The 17,874-nt window shown below is 63.9% G+C and carries 16 protein-coding genes; 3 read left to right on the forward strand and 13 right to left on the reverse strand.

The genetic code is table 11. The features are described 5' to 3' along the window. Window positions 1-11: 11 nt before the first annotated feature. The 4 genes from RM463_RS00315 to metH all read right to left on the reverse strand — a co-directional run bounded on the left by RM463_RS00315 (window position 12) and on the right by metH (window position 7,445). Entirely contained in the window at window positions 12-575 is a 564-nt protein-coding gene (locus RM463_RS00315; protein ID WP_195687519.1) for a DUF934 domain-containing protein, read from the reverse strand. Beyond that, complete coding sequence (locus RM463_RS00320; RefSeq protein WP_311428514.1) at window positions 568-2,220, reverse strand: nitrite/sulfite reductase; 1,653 nt, start codon at window positions 2,218-2,220, stop codon at window positions 568-570. Before RM463_RS00320 ends, RM463_RS00315 begins: the two co-directional genes overlap by 8 nt. A gap of 140 nt (window positions 2,221-2,360) precedes the next feature. Next, complete coding sequence (locus tag RM463_RS00325; protein ID WP_311428515.1) at window positions 2,361-3,689, reverse strand: MATE family efflux transporter; 1,329 nt, start codon at window positions 3,687-3,689, stop codon at window positions 2,361-2,363. A 54-nt stretch (window positions 3,690-3,743) separates the two neighbouring features. Beyond that, a complete protein-coding gene (gene metH, locus RM463_RS00330; protein WP_311428516.1) occupies window positions 3,744-7,445 on the reverse strand; it encodes a methionine synthase in 3,702 nt (1,233 codons plus the stop codon). Between the two features lie 253 nt (window positions 7,446-7,698). Between metH and nfuA the strand changes: the two genes are divergently transcribed. Beyond that, entirely contained in the window at window positions 7,699-8,289 is a 591-nt protein-coding gene (gene nfuA / locus RM463_RS00335) for a Fe-S biogenesis protein NfuA (protein WP_195687523.1), read from the forward strand. Window positions 8,290-8,388: 99 nt separating this feature from the next. On the opposite strand, the gene RM463_RS00340 is transcribed toward nfuA, so the two are convergent. Further along, entirely contained in the window at window positions 8,389-9,432 is a 1,044-nt protein-coding gene (locus RM463_RS00340) for a DNA-binding protein (RefSeq protein WP_195687524.1), read from the reverse strand. A gap of 451 nt (window positions 9,433-9,883) precedes the next feature. Here RM463_RS00340 and RM463_RS00345 point away from each other — a divergent pair, with 451 nt between their 5' ends. Both RM463_RS00345 and RM463_RS00350 read left to right on the forward strand, forming a co-directional pair. Beyond that, a complete protein-coding gene (locus RM463_RS00345) occupies window positions 9,884-11,023 on the forward strand; it encodes a site-specific integrase (RefSeq protein WP_311429107.1) in 1,140 nt (379 codons plus the stop codon). A 27-nt stretch (window positions 11,024-11,050) separates the two neighbouring features. Next, window positions 11,051-11,476, forward strand: coding sequence for a SufE family protein (locus tag RM463_RS00350; protein WP_195687525.1), 426 nt, complete (start codon window positions 11,051-11,053; stop codon window positions 11,474-11,476). An 11-nt stretch (window positions 11,477-11,487) separates the two neighbouring features. Here RM463_RS00350 and yidD read toward each other — a convergent pair whose 3' ends face one another. From yidD to RM463_RS00390, 8 genes are all read right to left on the reverse strand, one after another. Further along, complete coding sequence (yidD, locus tag RM463_RS00355; protein ID WP_311428517.1) at window positions 11,488-11,853, reverse strand: membrane protein insertion efficiency factor YidD; 366 nt, start codon at window positions 11,851-11,853, stop codon at window positions 11,488-11,490. Further along, a complete protein-coding gene (gene hisI, locus RM463_RS00360) occupies window positions 11,853-12,293 on the reverse strand; it encodes a phosphoribosyl-AMP cyclohydrolase (RefSeq protein WP_195687527.1) in 441 nt (146 codons plus the stop codon). The genes yidD and hisI overlap by 1 nt, the downstream gene beginning before the upstream one ends. 21 nt (window positions 12,294-12,314) lie before the next feature. After that, a complete protein-coding gene (locus RM463_RS00365; protein ID WP_311428518.1) occupies window positions 12,315-12,761 on the reverse strand; it encodes a transcriptional repressor in 447 nt (148 codons plus the stop codon). A 65-nt stretch (window positions 12,762-12,826) separates the two neighbouring features. After that, window positions 12,827-13,801 carry an alpha-L-glutamate ligase-like protein gene (locus RM463_RS00370; RefSeq protein WP_311428519.1) on the reverse strand — a complete coding sequence of 325 codons (975 nt, stop codon included), beginning with the start codon at window positions 13,799-13,801 and terminating at the stop codon, window positions 12,827-12,829. A 5-nt stretch (window positions 13,802-13,806) separates the two neighbouring features. Beyond that, window positions 13,807-15,312: a UUP1 family membrane protein gene (locus tag RM463_RS00375; RefSeq protein WP_195687530.1), complete on the reverse strand. Its 1,506-nt coding sequence runs from the start codon at window positions 15,310-15,312 to the stop codon at window positions 13,807-13,809. 35 nt (window positions 15,313-15,347) lie between these two features. Then, window positions 15,348-16,199: an ATP-dependent zinc protease gene (locus tag RM463_RS00380; RefSeq protein ID WP_311428520.1), complete on the reverse strand. Its 852-nt coding sequence runs from the start codon at window positions 16,197-16,199 to the stop codon at window positions 15,348-15,350. A 235-nt stretch (window positions 16,200-16,434) separates the two neighbouring features. Further along, window positions 16,435-17,160 (reverse strand): siderophore-interacting protein, encoded by a 726-nt coding sequence (locus RM463_RS00385; protein WP_311428521.1) that lies wholly within the window; start codon window positions 17,158-17,160, stop codon window positions 16,435-16,437. Between the two features lie 134 nt (window positions 17,161-17,294). After that, on the reverse strand, window positions 17,295-17,816 hold the full coding sequence (locus RM463_RS00390) for a cytochrome b (protein WP_195687542.1): 522 nt from the start codon (window positions 17,814-17,816) through the stop codon (window positions 17,295-17,297). Window positions 17,817-17,874 lie beyond the last annotated feature (58 nt).

Genomic DNA, 17,874 nt, shown 5'->3' on the forward strand with positions numbered 1-17,874 from the left:
GACAACGGGGGTCAGGCAAAGGCGGCCAGGGAGAGTTCGTCGCGGTCTGACTCAGGAGCCTGACTGCGCAGCCGAAACAGCGGTTCGGGCTGATCCACCCCGGGCTGATAGGCGCGGCTGAAGACATGCAGGTTGCGCAGGGCATCGTCCAGCCACTGGTCTTCACGCAGCGAGAAGCCATCGAATCCGCAACGGCGCATATAGAAGAGCTGGTCGACCAGCACATCCCCGATGGCGCGTATCTCGCCACGATAGTCATGGCGTTCGCGAAGCAGGCGAGCCAGGCTGTAGCCGCGCCCATCGGTGAACCTGGGGAAGTCGATGGCCACCAGGGGGGCCTCGGCGAGGCGAGCGGCCAGGGCCTGGTCGAGCTCGGTATCGGCTGCCAGCCAGGGGGCATGCAGATCGCAACGCCCCTCCTCGAGCCATTGGGCCAGGGGCACAATGCAGGGCGTGTCGGTCGTGGCCTGGTCCTCGCGGATCAGCTGCCAACCATCGGTGGCCGGCTGGTCTCGGAAGAGATAGGGGCGCCGGGCGGCAGACAGAGGGGCGGTGTGGGGGGCATGATCAGGCATAGACACGCTCCTTGAAGGGTTTGATTCCGATACGACGGTAGGTATCGAGAAAGGTCTCGTCATCGTTGCGCTCACCGACATAGACCTTGAGCAGGGTATCGATGACGTCGGGTACCGCGTCGCGGCCGAAGGAGGGGCCGAGAATCTTGCCCAGCGATGCCGCATTGCCCTGGGTGCCGCCCAGCGAGATCTGGTACCACTCCTCGCCCTTCTTGTCGACGCCGAGGATGCCGATATGACCGACATGGTGATGGCCGCAGGCGTTCATGCACCCGGAGATATTGAGGTCGAGCGGCCCCAGGTCATAGAGGAAGTCCAAATCCTCGAAGCGCTCCTGGATGGCCTGGGCCACCGGGATCGACTTGGCGTTGGCCAGGGCGCAGTAGTCTCCTCCGGGGCAGCAGATCAAGTCCGCCAGGGTGCCCACCGTGGGGTTGGCCATGCCGAGGGTTTCCAGCTCGCGCCACAGCGCTTCCAGACGATCCATGGGCACGTCGGTAAGCACCAGGTTCTGTTCATGGGTGACGCGTATCTCGCCGAAGCTGTATTCGTCGGCGAGGTCAGCCACCTGGTGCATCTGCTTCCAGGTGACGTCGCCAGGGGAGTGCTCGCGCCGTTTCAGGGAGAGGGTTACCGCCTTGTAACCGGGTACCTTGTGGGCGTGGACGTTATTGGTCATGAAGCGGCCGAAGGCGCGCTCCCTGCTGCGTAACGCCTCGATCTCGGCAATGACCTTCGCCGAGACGGGGCGGCGCTCGGGGTCCGCGAAATGGGAGGCCATCCGCTCGAGGCTCTCCCGGGTCAGGGTCTGGGGGCCATCCTTCAGGTGTGCCCACTCCTCGTCGACACGCCGCCGAAACTCCTCGACGCCCAGCGCCTTGACCAGGATCTTGATACGCGCCTTGAACTTGTTGTCACGGCGGCCAAACAGGTTATAGACCCGGACCAGTGCCTCGAGATAGGTCAGCAGATGTTGCCAGGGGAGGTCGTCACGGACCACCTCGCCGATCATCGGCGTGCGGCCCAGGCCACCGCCGGCCAACACCCTGACCCGCACCTCGCCCTGGGCATCTCGCCACAGCCGCAGGCCGACATCGTGAACCTGAATCGCGGCGCGGTCCTCACTGGCACCGGTCACGGCGATCTTGAACTTGCGTGGCAGATAGGCGAATTCCGGGTGGAAGGTCGACCATTGGCGAATCAGCTCGCACCAGGGGCGCGGATCGACCTCCTCATCCTCGGCCACCCCCGCGAACTGATCGGTGGTGGTGTTGCGGATATCATTGCCGCTGGTCTGAATGGCATGCATCTGCACGCTGGCAAGCTCCGCCAGCATGTCCGGCACGCTCTCCAGTCTTGGCCAGTTGAGCTGCAGATTGGTACGGGTGGTAAAGTGGCCATAGCCGCGGTCGTAGTCACGCGCCAGGTCGCCCAGCTTGCGCAGCTGGTAGGAAGCGAGCATCCCGTAGGGGATGGCGATGCGCAGCATCGGGGCATAGCGCTGAATATACAGGCCGTTCTGCACACGCAGCGGCAGGAACTCCTCTTCGCTCAGGCGCCCGGCCAGGTAACGCTCCATCTGGTCGCGAAACTGGGCCACGCGTTCGTTAACGAGAGTCTGGTCGTAGGAATCGTAGCGGTACATTCAGCCATCCTGCAGCGATGAAAGTGGCAGTGCATGGACTGTACGATACGCGCGACTTCTTATTGTTTAAAAGAATAAATAGGCATAGTTTTTATACTTAAAGTAATTAGGCTCGACCTCGAAACTTCCTCCGTCCCCCTTCATACCACGAGCCGCTGCCAGCGTCGGCGTTGCCAGATCCCCGCAAACCACAGGGAGTTGAGAGAACGATAGGCGAGCTGTACCCACCAGATGCCGACCAGCCCCTGCTCGAACCAGACGCCTACCAGCCAGGCCAGCGGCAGGAAGAGCAGCCACTGCAGCGACAGGGTCGTGGTCATCACCGTGCGATTGGCCCCGGCCCCGAGCAGCGCCTGGGCAAGAACCAGTGCCGCGGCATCGAGCACGATCATCAGCGCCGTCAGCCGCAGCGGCAGGCGCGCCAGATCCACCAGAGTCGGGTCGTGCAGGAACAGGCCCAGGACGGCGTCGGGAAACAGCACCATGGGCAACGCGATAAGGGCCAGGCAGAGCCAGGCGAGGTACACCACCTCCCATCCCCAGCGGTGGGCGTCGGCCAGTTCATCGCGTCCCAGCGCCTGGCCTACCAGGCTCATGGCCGCCATGCCCAACCCGACACCGGGCAGGATCATCAGCAGCGACAGATTGACCAGCACATGCCCCACCGCCACGCTGGCGGTGTTGACCTGGCCCAGTATCCAGAACAGTACCGCGTAGCCGGCCGCAAACCACAGCTGCTGGAAGGAGTGAGGCCCGGCCAGGCGCAGGGTGGTAAGCAGGGTGAGGCGGTGCGGTAGTGCCGCCAGCAGGCCACCGGGCCTGGCATGACGCAGGCTGGCAAAGGCCCAGATGGCCGCTCCGACGAACAGCGACAGGGTAGTGCCGGCCCCGGCGCCGGCGGCGCCCATGGCCGGTAGCCCCAGGTATCCGAAGATCAGCCCCAGGCTCGCGACCACATTGATGGCGTGCATCACCAGAATGATGCGCAGGTAGAGGCCGGTCCGCTGGATGCCGTTCCAGTAGCCGCGGAAGCAGAAGATCATGGCCACGGCGGCAAGCGACAGGACCCGCCAGCGGAAATAGGCTACCGCCTCGGCATTGACCGCGGGGGCCTGATTGATCAGCGCCATCAGCGTCGGCGCCTGCCACAGGCAGAGCAGGGTGATCGGCAGTGATAACACGGTGGCGATCATCAGGCCGGCATTGAGGGGCATGGCGAGTCGTGTCCAGGCCTGCTCGCCATGGCGTCGTGCGGTCTGGGCCTGCACCCCCGAGGAGAGTCCGAACACCAGGGCGGTGACCATGAACATCACGTAGCCGCCGATCCCCACCCCCGCCAGCGGCACCTCGCCCAGCGAGCCGACCATGGCGGCATCGATCAGATTGATCAGGCTCTGGGAGAGCATGCCGGCGATGATCGGCAGGGAGAGGCGCAGGATGGTACGACGACGTGTGGCGTGAAGCAGCATGGTGATCCGCGATAGGAGAGGGGGTGGGCCGCCTGACTGGCGGCCCACCGTGAATCAGGCGGGGTCGTAGGAGAGCACCGGCATGAGCCAGCGCTCCATCTCCTCGAGACCCATGCCCTTGCGGCTGGCCAGGCTTTCCACCTGTTCACGGGTAATCTTGCCGGTGGAGAAGTATTTCGACTGCGGATGCGAGAAGTACCACCCCGCCACGGCGGCGGCGGGCCACATGGCGAAGTTCTCGGTCAGGGTGAGGCCGGACTGCTCGGTGGCGTCCAGCAGCCTGAACAGGGTCGGCTTCTCGGTATGGTCGGGGCACGCCGGATAGCCCGGTGCCGGGCGGATGCCCTGATACCTTTCGGCGATAAGGGCATCGTTGTCCAACGCCTCATCGGGTACATAGCCCCAGAACTCCTTGCGCACCCGTTCATGAAGGCGTTCGGCAAAGGCCTCGGCCAGGCGGTCGGTAAGCGACTGCACCAGGATGGCATTGTAGTCATCACCGGCCGCCTTGTACTGCTCGGCGAGCTCCTCGACACCGTGGCCCGTGGTCACGGCGAAGCCGCCGATCCAGTCCGCTTTGCCACTCTCCCGTGGGGCCACGAAATCGGCCAGGCTGTAGCAGACACCGTCGCGGTTCTTGGTGGTCTGCTGACGGATATGGTGAAGCCGTTCGATCACCTCGTTGCGGGAGTCGTCGGCGTACACCTCGATGGTATCGTCGTCGACGCTGTTGGCGGGCCAGATGCCGATCACGCCACGCGCTGCTACCAGCTTCTCGTCGATCAGCTTGCGCAACATGGCCTGGGCGTCGCGGAACAGGCTGCGCGCCGCCTCGCCGACCTTGGCGTCGTCGAGAATCTTCGGGTACTTCCCGGCAAGCTGCCAGCTCATGAAGAAGGGGGTCCAGTCGATGCGCTCGACCAGTTCATCGAGATCATAGCCATCGAAGGTCAGTGTGCCGGTCATGGCCGGCTGCGGCGGGGTATAGCCGTTCCAGTCGATCTTGAACTTGCGCTGACGAGCCTGCTCATAGGTCAGGTCTGCCCCCTTGGGGCGCCGCTTGGCGTTACGTTCGCGCACGCTCTCGTATTCGCTGCGGATCTCGGCAATGTATTCGGGTTTCATTTCCGGCGACAGCAGCCTGGAGGCGACGCCCACCGCACGGGAGGCGTCCGGCACATAGATCACCGGGTGTTCGTAGCCGGGATCCACCTTGACCGCGGTATGCGCCTTGGATGTCGTGGCGCCACCGATCAGCAACGGCAGTTCAAAGCCCTGGCGCTGCATCTCCTTGGCCACGCCGACCATCTCATCCAGCGACGGCGTGATCAGTCCCGAGAGGCCGATGATGTCGGCGTTTTCATCCCGAGCCGTCTGCAGGATCTTCTCCGCCGGCACCATCACCCCCAGGTCGACGACGTCGTAGTTGTTGCACTGCAGGACGACGCCGACGATATTCTTGCCGATGTCATGAACATCGCCCTTCACGGTCGCCATGACGATCTTGCCCTTGGCCTGGGTCGTTTCGTCCTTCTCCGCTTCGATATAGGGCAGCAGGTGCGCCACCGCCTGCTTCATCACTCGTGCGGACTTGACCACCTGGGGCAGGAACATCTTGCCGGCGCCGAACAGGTCACCGACCACGTTCATGCCATCCATCAACGGCCCCTCGATGACCTCGATAGGGCGGTCGAACTGTTGGCGCGCCTCTTCGGTGTCCTCGATGATGTAGGCGGTCACCCCCTTGACCAGCGCATGCTCGATGCGCTTCGCGACCTCCCAGCCACGCCACTCCAGGTCTTCCTTCCTGTCCGCACCACTGCCGTCGCCCTTGTACTTCTCGGCCAGGTCGAGCAGTCGCTCGGTCGCATCATCGCGCCGATTGAGCACGACATCCTCCACCGCATCGCGCAGTTCGGCATCCAGGTCATCGTATACCCCCAGCTGACCGGCATTGACGATGCCCATGGAGAGCCCGGCGCGAATGGCGTGATAGAGGAATACCGAGTGGATCGCCTCGCGCACCACGTTGTTGCCGCGAAAGGAGAACGAGACATTGGAGACGCCGCCGGAAACCTGAGCGTGGGGCAGGTGCTTGCGGATCCATTCGGTCGCCTGAATGAAGTCGACGGCGTAGTTGTTGTGCTCCTCGATCCCGGTGGCAATGGCGAAGATGTTGGGGTCGAAGATGATGTCTTCGGGAGGAAAGCCGATCTCGTCGACCAGCAGGCGATAGGCGCGCTCGCTGATCTCGGTCTTGCGCGCAAGGGTATCGGCCTGGCCGACCTCGTCAAAGGCCATGACAACCACGGCGGCGCCATGGCGGCGACAGACGGTGGCGTGCCGACGAAACTCCTCCTCCCCCTCCTTGAGCGATATGGAGTTGACGATCGCCTTGCCCTGGATGCACTTGAGGCCGGCCTCGATGATCTCCCACTTCGAGGAGTCGATCATGATCGGCACCCGGGAGATGTCCGGCTCGCCGGCGATCAGGTTCAGGAAGCGCACCATGGCTTCCTGGGAGTCCAGCATCCCCTCGTCCATGTTGATGTCGATGACCTGGGCGCCATTCTCCACCTGCTCCAGGGCGACCTCGAGGGCGGTGGTGTAGTCCTCCTCCTTGATCAGGCGCTTGAAGCGCGCCGAACCGGTCACGTTGGTGCGCTCGCCGACGTTGACGAACAGCGAGTCGGGCCCGATGTTGAAGGGTTCGAGGCCGGAGAGACGACACTTCTTGGGGATGTCCGGCAGGCGGCGCGGCGGCATGCCCTGGATGGCGCGATGGATGGCGGCGATATGCTCGGGCGTGGAGCCGCAGCAGCCACCGAGGATATTGACCAGGCCGCTGGCGGCAAACTCCGCCACGATGGCCGCCATCTCCTCGGGTGACTGGTCATATTCGCCGAACTCGTTGGGCAGGCCGGCATTGGGGTGCGCCGAGACATAGGTGTCGGCCTTGCTCGACAGCTCCTCGACGTAGGGGCGCAGCTCCTCGGCGCCCAGCGCGCAGTTCAAGCCCACCGACAGCGGCCTGGCGTGGCGTACCGAGTTCCAGAAGGCCTCGGTGGTCTGCCCCGACAGCGTGCGCCCCGAGGCATCGGTGATGGTGCCGGAGATCATCACCGGCAGGCGCTCGCCGCGTGACTCGAAGAGCTCCTCCAGGGCGTAGATCGCCGCCTTGGCATTGAGGGTATCGAAGATGGTCTCGATCATGATCAGATCGGCTCCGCCTTCGATCAGCGCCTCGGCGGCTTCCCGGTAGTTTTCGCGAAGCTCATCGAAGGTGACGTTTCGCTTGGCCGGATCGTTGACATCCGGGGAGAGCGAGGCGGTTCGGGAGGTGGGGCCAAGCACGCCCGCGACATAGCGTGGGGTGCCGGTCTCGGCAGCCACCGCATCGCAGACCTCGCGAGCCAGCCTGGCCGCCTCACGGTTGATCTCGGGTACCTGTGCCTCCATGCCATAGTCCGCTTGAGACAGGCGAGTGCTGTTGAAGGTGTTGGTCTCGACGATATCGGCGCCGGCCTCGAGGTACTCGCGGTGGATGCGTGACACCAGGTCCGGGCAGGTCAGTACCAGCAGATCATTGTTGCCCTTGAGGTCCGAGGGCCAGTCGGCAAAGCGCTCCCCACGGAAGTCCTCCTCGGAGAGGCCGGCGTTCTGGAGCATGGTGCCCATGCCTCCATCGAGCATCAGGATGCGCTCGGTGAGACATTCGATCAGGGTGGCGGTCTGGGCAGTAGGAGCGGCGGCCATGGTGTGAGTCTGTCTCCAGCGAGGGTGTCCGATATTCATGACCGCCGTTGTGCCTCGGGGCATCTTCTGTGTCGCGGCCGTTGTCAAGCCGGACATGGTAGCAAACTGCTCGCCGCGGGGGCAGGTGGGTGTTTAAAACCCACCAAATCACTCGGGATTGTTTCGCCGCGCCCCGTGTCTTACCATTAGCGTCATCACATTACCCGGTACGCGGCGACCTCGCCGCTGCCGCGCACCGACAGCGGGAAATAGCATGAGCGAACCGATCCAGATTACCGAAAGTGCCCAGGACTACCTCGCCGAGCTGCTCGAGAAGCAGAACGTCGAAGGGATCGCAGTACGCATCTTCATCACTCAGCCAGGCACCCCCTATGCCGAAACCTGTCTGGCCTACTGCCGCCCCGGTGAAGAGGAGCCTACCGACGAGAAGCTGGAGCTGCCCAAGCTGGGTGTCTTCCTGGACAAGAACAGCCTGCCGTTCCTCGAGGAGGCGGTCGTCGATTTCAACGCCGATCGCATGGGGGGGCAGCTGACCATCAAGGCGCCCAACGCCAAGATGCCCAAGGTCAATGCCGACAGTCCCCTCGCCGATCGCGTCAACTACGTGCTCTACAGCGAGATCAACCCCGGCCTGGCGGCCCACGGCGGTGAGATCAAGCTGATCGAGCTGACCGACGAGAACGTGGCGATACTGGCCTTCGGTGGTGGCTGCCAGGGCTGTGCCGCGGTCGACCTGACGCTCAAGGATGGTGTCGAGCGCACCCTGCTGGAGCGCATCCCGGAGCTGGGTGGCATCCGCGACGTGACCGACCATAGCGACACCACCAACGCCTACTACCGTTAAGCGGCCTCGCGCCGCACGGCTTACCTGGCGTCACAAGAAGGGCTCCGCCGAAAGGTGGGGCCCTTCTTTTGTTATGGGTTATGGGCAGATAAGGCGGCCTCAGGGGCTGTCGTCAGGCGGGGCGCCTTCTTCCCTGCTTTCATCGGCCGACTGAGCCGAGGCGTCATCCTCTTCCGGGGCGGCCTTCGGCGTCTGCCACAGGCAGCGATAGAGCTGCTGCTCCAGGTTTCTCACGCGCTCTGCCTGCTCCTCCAGATGACGCTTCTGCTCGTCGATGCGTGCCTGCAGCAGTGACTGCTCATGCTGGCGGGTCTCGGCCAGCGCCTCCGCCTGGCGGCGGGCCAAGTCCACATCGCGATGGTGCTTCTCCTCATTGGCAAGCCTTGCGCGCACCTCCTGAAGCAGCGACTCCTGACGCTCGAGGCGCTTCTCCAGTTGTTCTTCTCTTCCCGCCGCCGCCTTCTCACTGGCCAGTCGCTCCTGGCGGGCCTGGTCGAGCAGAGTCATCAGGCGTGTCTCGGCGCTTTCGTGGCGCTGCTCCTCCTGGGCCAGCTTCTCGCGGTGGGCCTCCTCGCACGCCTGCATGGCCTGCTGGTGCTCCTGTGCCATGCGGCTAGCCTCGTCTCGATGGCGTTGCAGCAGCGACTCCGCTTCGGCCAGGCGCGTGGAGGCGCGGTTCTCGGCCGCCTTCAGCGCCTCACATCGCGCCTGGCTCGTTGCCAGCTCAGCGCTGAGCGCCTCCAGGCGCTGCTCGGTGCCGGACAGGTGGCTGGCCAGGGCCGCTTCACGCTGCCTGGCATCGTCCGCCTGTCGACGAGTGTCTGCCACCGACTCCTGCGCCTCTTCCACCCTGCGATCCGCCTCCTCGCGGTAGTGGCGTAGCGCCTCGTTGGCACTCTCCTGGGCCTGGCGCCAGAGCCCCTCGGCCAGCTCCTGAAGGGCGGCCGGCATGCCGCGGGGTGGAGGAACGTCGCGGTTCTCCTCGCGCTGCTGCCGCCAGTTGCGCAGATGATCGCTGATCGTGGTGAAGCTGCCGGTCCCCAGTATCTCGCGAATCTTCTGCACGCTGGGCGCATCGCCACGGGTCAGCAGCTCGTCGATGGCTCGTTGTACGTCTTCGTAGGTCACGCCGATGCGCGCCATGAGGCTCTCCTTGTGCCACCCCTTTGGATCGATATGCGGCGCAGCATAGCGGTATTCAGGGGGAATTGAAAGATAATTACATTATACGTAATACGTAAAATACGTTATGAAAAAGGAAATAAAAGCAAGATTACGCGGCTTATCTTGATTTTTCTTATTAGTTCAGGGGATACTGGCCTGGGGCTATCGTAGATAGCTCGGTAGCTCGGGGCTGATCTGGCGACAAACCTGCGAGGAGGCGCTGTAAATACCTCCCTGTACGCTTCCTCGGCCTTCCCTGGTCCTCGGACCTCCTCTTCGGCTTGTCCCCAGCGCCCCGAGGTTCGGTAACTGCGATAGCCCTGGATACTGGCCAGCAAGGAGCAAGGAGGGGGTGTTGGGGCATCAATCGAAAGACGCCATCGTGGTGGAGGGGTCGCCGCTGCGGCCGGCCACAGGGCCTGTGCCGGCCATGGCGGAGCAGGGCGGCTATATCGCCGCGCGCAGTGATGCCGAGGCGGTGGGCGAATGGTTGGCGGAGTACCGGGCCAGCCCCAGGACTCAGCGCGCTTATCGTCGCGAGGCCGAGCGGCTGCTGTTATGGCTCGCCGAACGGAACATGACCCTCGACCAGGTGCGACGGGACCATCTGGAGGCCTTCGAGGCCTTCCTTGCCGATCCTCAGCCGAGATCGCGCTGGGTCGGGCCGCCGCGTCCGCGTCACGCCGATGACTGGCGACCATTTCGTGGGCCGCTCGCGCCGGCCAGCCGTCGCCAGAGCCTGGTGATCCTGCAGGGCATGTATGCCTGGCTGGTGGAAGCGGGGTGGGTGGGCCACAACCCCTTCCGACTGATGCGTGACAAGCGGCGGCGGCTCGATAACCGCCGGGCCGGTATCGAGCGCTATCTGGAGGCGCCGCTGTGGGAGTGGTTCTGGGGCTGGTTGAACGGCGCGAACGGGCCGGCGAAGGAGGAGGGAACGTCATCCCGCGAGCGCTACGAAGGGGCTCGTCGACGCTTTATCTTCGGCTTCGCCTACCTGCTGGCACCGCGTATCGCCGAGATGCGTGCCGCCCGCATGGGGGATTTCCAGCAGCGCGAGGGGCGCTGGTGGTGGAGCGTGATAGGCAAGGGGGGCAAGCTCGCCAGCATTCCCGTACCACCCGACATGCTCTCGCTGTTGAAGGAGTGGCGAGAGGTTCTGGGGCTGAGTCCGGAGCCCCAGCCGGATGAGGCGACGCCACTGCTGCGAGCCCTGGATGGCAAGCGGGGCATCGGCGACAACCGCCTCTATCGGCTGATCAGGCAGGCCTTTGCTCAGGCCGCGGACGACCTGGAGGCAGTAGAGGAGGAGGGCGCTCGTGGCTGGGTGCTACGCCTGCGTCAGGCCACCCCCCACTGGTTGCGCCATACGGCGCTGACCCATCAGGCTCAGGCCGGGGTCGAGCTGCGCTACCTGGCGGCCACGGCACGCCACTCGCGGCTGGACACCACCGCCCACTATCTGCACGCAGAGGATGAGGCCTGGCACCGACAGCAGTCTCGCCACGGGCTGGCCGAAAGAGGCGAGGGGCAAGCCGGGGCGGACGCCGCGGGGGAGGAGCCGGTATAATCATCCCATTCACCAACAGGAGGCCCCATGACGATTGACGCCACCGCCGAGCAGACCCAGAAGGAACTGATCGAGGAGTTCGAGCTGTTCGACAACTGGATGGATCGCTACCAGTACATCATTGATATGGGCAAGGCGCTGCCCGAGTTTCCCGAGGAGTGGAAGCGCGACGAGCTCAAGATTCAGGGCTGCCAGTCCAATGTCTGGATGCGCCACGAGTGTCGCGACGGGGTCGTGCACTTCGACGCCATCTCCGATGCCGCCATCGTCTCCGGGCTGATTGCCGTGCTGATGCGCATCTACAACGATCGGCCCGCCGCGGAGATCCGCGATACCTCACCGCACTTTCTCGGTGATCTGGGGCTCGACAAGCACCTGTCGCCCACGCGCAGCAATGGCCTCAACGCCATGCTCAAGCGCATCTACGAGGTGGCGGAGCAGGAGGCCGCCTGAGGCCGGGCGGCTCAGGAGGCCGGGCCGTCACGCTCCGCTGGGCGGTCCGACGCGCGGGGACGGAAGTTCTCGTCGAGCTCGGGGTCCTCGCGGCACAGCGCCTCGCTGGGGCCACCCGGTACCGGGTCGATACCGCCTTCACAGCCAGGGTGGCAGCGAGCGATGCGGCGGGCGGCCATCAGCCCGCCCCTGAAGGAGCCATGCACGCGAATCGCCTCCACGGCATAGCGGGAGCAGCTGGGCCAGTAGCGGCACCGCGGCCCGAGCAGGGGGCTCAACGTGACCTGGTAGAGCCTGACCAGCCCGATCAACAGCCAGGCCGTGGCCTGGCGCAGCCGTCGTGCCAGGTTGGCCAGCCAGCCGGCCTGGCTGTGCATCAGGACTTGCCGTAGAGCGTGGCGGGGTCGATCAGCGGGGCGGTGGTGATGCGCGCCGTTTCCGTTTCGAGCGCCACATAGAAGCAGCTACGGCGCCCGCTGTGGCAGGCGGGACCCGTCTGGTCCACCTGCAGCAGCAGGGTGTCTCCGTCACAGTCGAGCGCGGCCCCCCTCAGGTGCTGCTGCTGGCCGGAGCTCTCGCCCTTGCGCCACAGCTTGCCACGCGAGCGCGACCAGTAGCAGACCCGGCCGGTACGCAGGGTCTCCATGAGGGCCTCACGGTTCATCCAGGCCATCATCAGCACCTCGCCGCTATCGTGCTGCTGGGCGATGGCAGGAATCAGGCCATCGTCGTTGAACCCGATGGATTCGAGCACGGGTGTGAGGTCGTGCTGGCTGTCGGCGGGTGCCCGCTCGAGCGCCTTGAAGATATCGGACATCGCAATTCTCCGCAGAAAGGTTCAATCGCCGGTATCGCCGCAGGCATCGCAGCGTCCCAGCAATTCGATCGTCTGTCGCTCCACCCGGAAGCCCAGCTGCTGGGCGCAGTCGGCGAGCTGGGCATTGACGTCCTCCAGGTGCAGCTCCTCGACTCGACCGCAGAGGCGGCAGATCAGCAGCTGGAAGCCGTGCGAATGTTCCGGGCAGGGACAGGCAACATAGGCATTGAGCGACTCGATACGATGCACCAGGCCCTGGTCGATCAGAAACTCCAGGGCACGGTATACCGTGGGTGGCCGGGCCGAGGCGTGCTCGGCGGCCAGGCGGTCGAGGAGGTCATAGGCCTTGAGGGCGCCGGACGCCTCGGCAATCATCTCGAGCACGCGGCGGCGTATCGGCGTGAAGCGCGCCCCGCGCTGTTGGCACTGCCGCTCCGCCTGGAGCAGCAGGTTTCGGGAATCAGTCATGGCACCCGTCGGCTGTCGAAGTTGGCGACATTCTACGCGGGTGGGCGAGGGCGGGCCACCGAGCCTCAGGCCTCGGCGCTGGCCTCAAGCTCGCTTTGACGGGCGAAATGGTGGCGCGCGAAGTCCACCCGCGCCTGGGCAGCCACTCCCTCCGGTTGCTTCTCGACCAGGTCGAGGCGACGCCTCAACCCTTCGCCGTTGGCCATCTGTATCGCCAGCCCGGGCCGGGCGTTGAGCTCCAGCAGCATGGGGCCCTGATCGCGATCGAGCACCATGTCGGTACCCAGATAGCCGAGCCCGGTCATCTCATAGCAACCGGCGGCCAGCAGCAGCAGGGTAGGCCAGTCGGGAATGGTCAGGCTGGCCAGTTCATGACCGGTGTCGGGATGGTCGTGACGCGTGCGATCGAACTGAACCCCTCGGATGGCGGTGCCGGAGGCGATATCGAGCCCCACGCCTACCGCACCCTGGTGAAGGTTGGCCTTGCCGTCCGAGGCAGCGGTGGAGAGGCGCATCATCGCCATGACCGGGTAGCCCTTGAACACGATGACCCGGATATCCGGCACCCCCTCGTAGGTGTACTCGGAGAGGCTTTCATCAAAGTTGATCAGTGCTTCGATCAGCGCCACATCCGGCGCGCCGCCCAGGGAGTAGAGTCCGGAGAGGATATTGGAGACGTGTCGCTCGACATCCGACAGGCTCATGCGTACGCCGCTGGGCTTGATATAGTCTCCCCCCTCGACCCGCTCCACCACCAGGATACCCTTGCCACCGCTGCCCTTGGCGGGCTTGATCACGAATCCCTGCTGGCCGGCAAGCAGCTCACCGATATGCTTGACGCCGAACTGGGTGGTGACGGTGCCGATCAGTGCCGGCGTGGTGATACCGAAGCGTTCGGCGAGCAGCTTGGTCTGCAGCTTGTCATCCACCAGCGGATAGAGACGGCGATTGTTATAGCGTCCGATATAGCGGATGTTGCGGCGATTCATGCCGATGATGCCCTTGGCGCGCAGCTTGCCGGGTGTCGTCCATTCACGCATGACTCTCAATCCTCGGTGACCGGCTTGAAGCGGCGTAGCTCCAGCAGGCGATACCCGGTGTAGTTGCCGATCATCAGGATCAGCGCCATCAGGATCAGCTGGACCCCCAGGAAGTTGAAGGTGATATGGCGTACCCAGGGGTTGTTCATGGCCAGAAACGCCAGAACCGCGGTGAACAGGCTGCCACCGCCCTGGATCAACACCTCCTTCGGACCCTCCTCCTCCCACAGGATCGACATACGCTCGATGGTCCAGGAGAGAATGATCATCGGGAAGAAGGTGATGGTCAGGCCGGCATTGAGCCCGAAGCGGTAGGCGAGCACCGAGAACACGGAAATGATGCCGATTACCGTGATAATCACCGCCGTTACCCGCGCCACCAGCAACAGGTTGAGGTACGACAGGTAGCTGCGGATCACCAGGCCGACGGCGACCACCAGCAAGAAGCCGATCAGGCCGGTGGCCAGGCTCGTCTGGATAAAGGCCAGGGCGATCAGCACCGGCATGAAGGTGCCCGAGGTCTTGATCCCCACCAGCAGTCGGAGCAGCACCACCACCAGCGCGCCGATCGGAATCAGCAGGATCGTCTGGAACAGTGCCTGCTCCTCGAGCGGCAGGCTGTGAATGGAGAAGTTGAGCAGGGTGTCCTCGGCGAGCTGGTTGCGAACCGCCGCGGCGGCCGGCTGATTGCGAACCAGCATCGAGAAGCTGACCCTCGAGTTGCTCCCTCCCTGAACCTCGAGCACCGCCTGGCCGTTGCCCTCCCAGATCAACAGGTTGTCGGGACGTCCCTGGGCACCGGTTGCCGGGTCGAAGAGCGCCCAGCGCTTGCCATCAAACACCTGGACCCAGCTGGTGAGTGACTGGCGTCGCCGTCCATCCTCGAGCAGCAGGCCGCTGACCTCCCGGGCCGGCACGCCGGCCTGGTTGAGCAGCCGGACGAGGAGGGGCGTACGCTCGAACTGGGTCAGCAGCAGGCGGGCATTCTCGCCCTGGCGCTCCTCGTTGAAGTCATGCAGCAGCTCGCGGGCGAAGGTGAAGGGATCCGCACTGCGGCCCCAGGCGCGCTCGATCATCTGGGTGGCGGCCGTATCATAGGGCCGCTCCCAGACAATATCGCGGCGTGGCGGCGGGTTATCCAGTCGAGGAGGGCGGCTGTCCGGCGCCACCAGGACCTGGGCGGTGTAGTAGAGCTGCTGGGAGCCGGTGGCCTCTCGGATCGACCACTGGGCGCGCCTGCCGCCATCCTCTTCCACGAAGGAGAGGCCGTAGCCGGGCGAGGCCGTATGCTCGGTAAGCAGTCGAAAGCCCTCCTGAGTCGAGGGGAGCGCCATGTCCACCAGAACCGGATCGCCCAGTGCCGTGAAATTGACCTGAGCTTCCACTTCCCACACCTGGCGCTGCTCACCCGGCGTCCAGGGTACCTCGAGCTGATAGTGGCGATGCAGGGTCATGGCGATGCCGGCCAGCAACAGAACGCCAACCAGCAGATAGAAAGGCAGTCGTGACATGGGGCTTCCTTGGCAGAGGGCGACGGATGCGCGCCTCAGTGCGTTTCGTTGTCGAGGTCGGCGTCATTCTCGTGGCGCTCGGCTTCCGATGCCGGGCGCCCGCCGGGAAATTCGGGGCGCGGGTGAAGGTACCGCTCGGCCACATCGATGACGGCGATATCCAGCAGGAAGCGCCTGCCCAGCAGGGCCGGAAAGTCGAGATGAGTGCGATCACTCAGCGTGAACTCTACCGGCTCACGGATCGACCCCAGGGTCATCATCAGGGTCACCACCGGCCGTGACTCCTCACCGGTTGCCTGGATGATGCGTACACGGCGCTCGATGGGAGCTTCGATCCACTCATCCCGTACCGCCTCGACGACAACGTCGTCGTCTGCCAGGCCCAGCTTGAAGCGGACCCAGTTTTCGCCGTCACGCTCGAATCGGGTGATCTCCCGGGCGGAGAGCGACGAGGTATTGGCGCCGGAGTCGATACGCGCCTTGAGGTAGGTGCCGACATCGGGCAATCCGATCCATTCGCTGCTGCCAAGGACAGCCTTGTTGCCGATCCCCAGTTCATCGGCCGCGCACTCGCGTCTGACGACCACTGGGCCGGAGTCATTGTCATCGAGCCGATCCAGGCGACCGTTCATGCCGCGCAACAGCGAACCGACCTCGCGCACATCGCCGATCAGGAGGTCCTGGCGACTGGCAACAGACGATAGCTCGGTATCCAGCCGGGTGTTGTCGCAACTGGCAAGCAGCGTCTCTTCCAGCGCATTCATGCGCTGATGAAAGTCGGTCGAGGACAGGGTGGGCGGTGGCGTCGGCTTTTCCGTCAGCGCGACACAACCGGAAAGCACGATGGCGGACGCTGCGAGCGTCGCACTCAGCAGAGGATGGGGCATGGGGAAGGACACTTCCTTTGGATAGTCTGGCGATGATAAGGAGTCGCCGAGGATCTTGTCCAACCTGGAGGCATCTTGCCAGGCTGAAACGCATGGGTATCAAGAGGCTTGCGAGAGCTTCGTATCACTCAATTTAACATAATATACATTATGCGAAGTTTCTGGCGCCAGCTTGCTAGGTCCTGTTTCTGCCGCCAACTCTTATGCAGCAGCCGACCATCCACTTGCTCGAGATTTACCTCCAAACTCCTTGATTTTTCTTGATGTCATGCTGTTTCGTCTGCTTGTGTCCGTCTTCTGTCTGGCCAATTTTCCAGTAGCTGGAAACATAGAATTGGGACTTCGGAATATCATACCTTTGCCGGATAAAGTGTCGTATGGCCCGCATGCTGCTGAACTCGCAAGCGGCCCATACCGACGGCGTTCCGGGTAACCGAGGCAGGGATTGAAGTTTCTCGAGCAGCGTGAGCCCCCTAGGGTCCGGCTCGGGGCTGATCACCCAGTGCAATTCAATGTTTTCCGGATGCCTCAAGGGTTGAATATCGGATTCGTGGCGAACCTCGATCACCGCGTAACCGTATGCATCCTCCGGCAGTTCCTCCAGGTTGACACTCAGCGCAGGCAAGGCCGTCATGTCACCGGCCAGCAGATACCCGTCGCCCTCCTGACTGATCAACTTTCTGCCACCCGGTCCGGCGACCAGGATGCGATCACCGGGCTGGGCGCTGCTGGCCCATGCAGACGCCGGCCCCTGCTGTGCATGCATGGCAAAATCAACGTCAATCTCCTCGGGACGTTGATGCCGTATGGTATAGGTCCGCATCAGCGGCCGTTCGTCCTTCCCTCGGGGAAACATCAGCTTGATATAGGCGCTCTGCTGGTTTCGTGGGAACTCCCGCAGGCTCTCGCCTCCGAGGGTTATCCGCAGCATGTTCCTGGTAAGCCACGAACGGCGAAGCACGCTGAGTTCTCGTGCCTGGGGTCTAACCAAGATCTGACTCCTGTTTCGCTTCAATCACGTCCCACATTTTCTCGCCACAACATGGTGTTCGGCGAGTTGTCGCGCCTTTTTCAGGCCTGCTTCAGACAGGGCTACTACAGCACTCTTTTGAGCGTATCGTCGCGCTGGACGAAATGGTGGAACAGCGCCATGGCGATATGCCCGATGATGAGGACGGTCAGGGCCCAGGCCAGCGGCGAATGCAGGCTGCCGAGGCTCGCCGCCCAGGGGACCTCCTCACCTTCCGCGAAGATCTCCATCCCGAAGGCAGTCACGCCGTAGCCGCCGCCCAGCATTACCAGCATGCCGGTGATCGGCATCAGCAGCATGCCGGCGAAGAGCAGGCCATGCCCCGCCTTGACCAGCCTGGCGGTGGCCGGGTTCTGGGCCGGACGATGACGACGTTGTGACACCACCCACGCCAGGCGCAGCACGATCAATACCAGCAGCAGGCTGCCGATGGAGACATGCCAGGGCACCAGGGTCTGCCCCACCCAGTGCTCGCCCTCGGCGATACGGTCCCCGAACTTGAGCAGCTGCCACCCGATCAGTACGGTCATCAGCCAGTGGAAGGTCTTGCTGACGCTTCCGTAACGCACTTTTGAATCCTTGATCATCGATAGCTCCTTCATTGGTCTAGACAAGTTTCGATGTAGAAAAGGTGGCCGAGGGGCA

Origin of the sequence: Halomonas sp. LES1 (genome assembly GCF_031846005.1) — a bacterium.
Taxonomy (GTDB): Bacteria; Pseudomonadota; Gammaproteobacteria; order Pseudomonadales; family Halomonadaceae; genus Halomonas.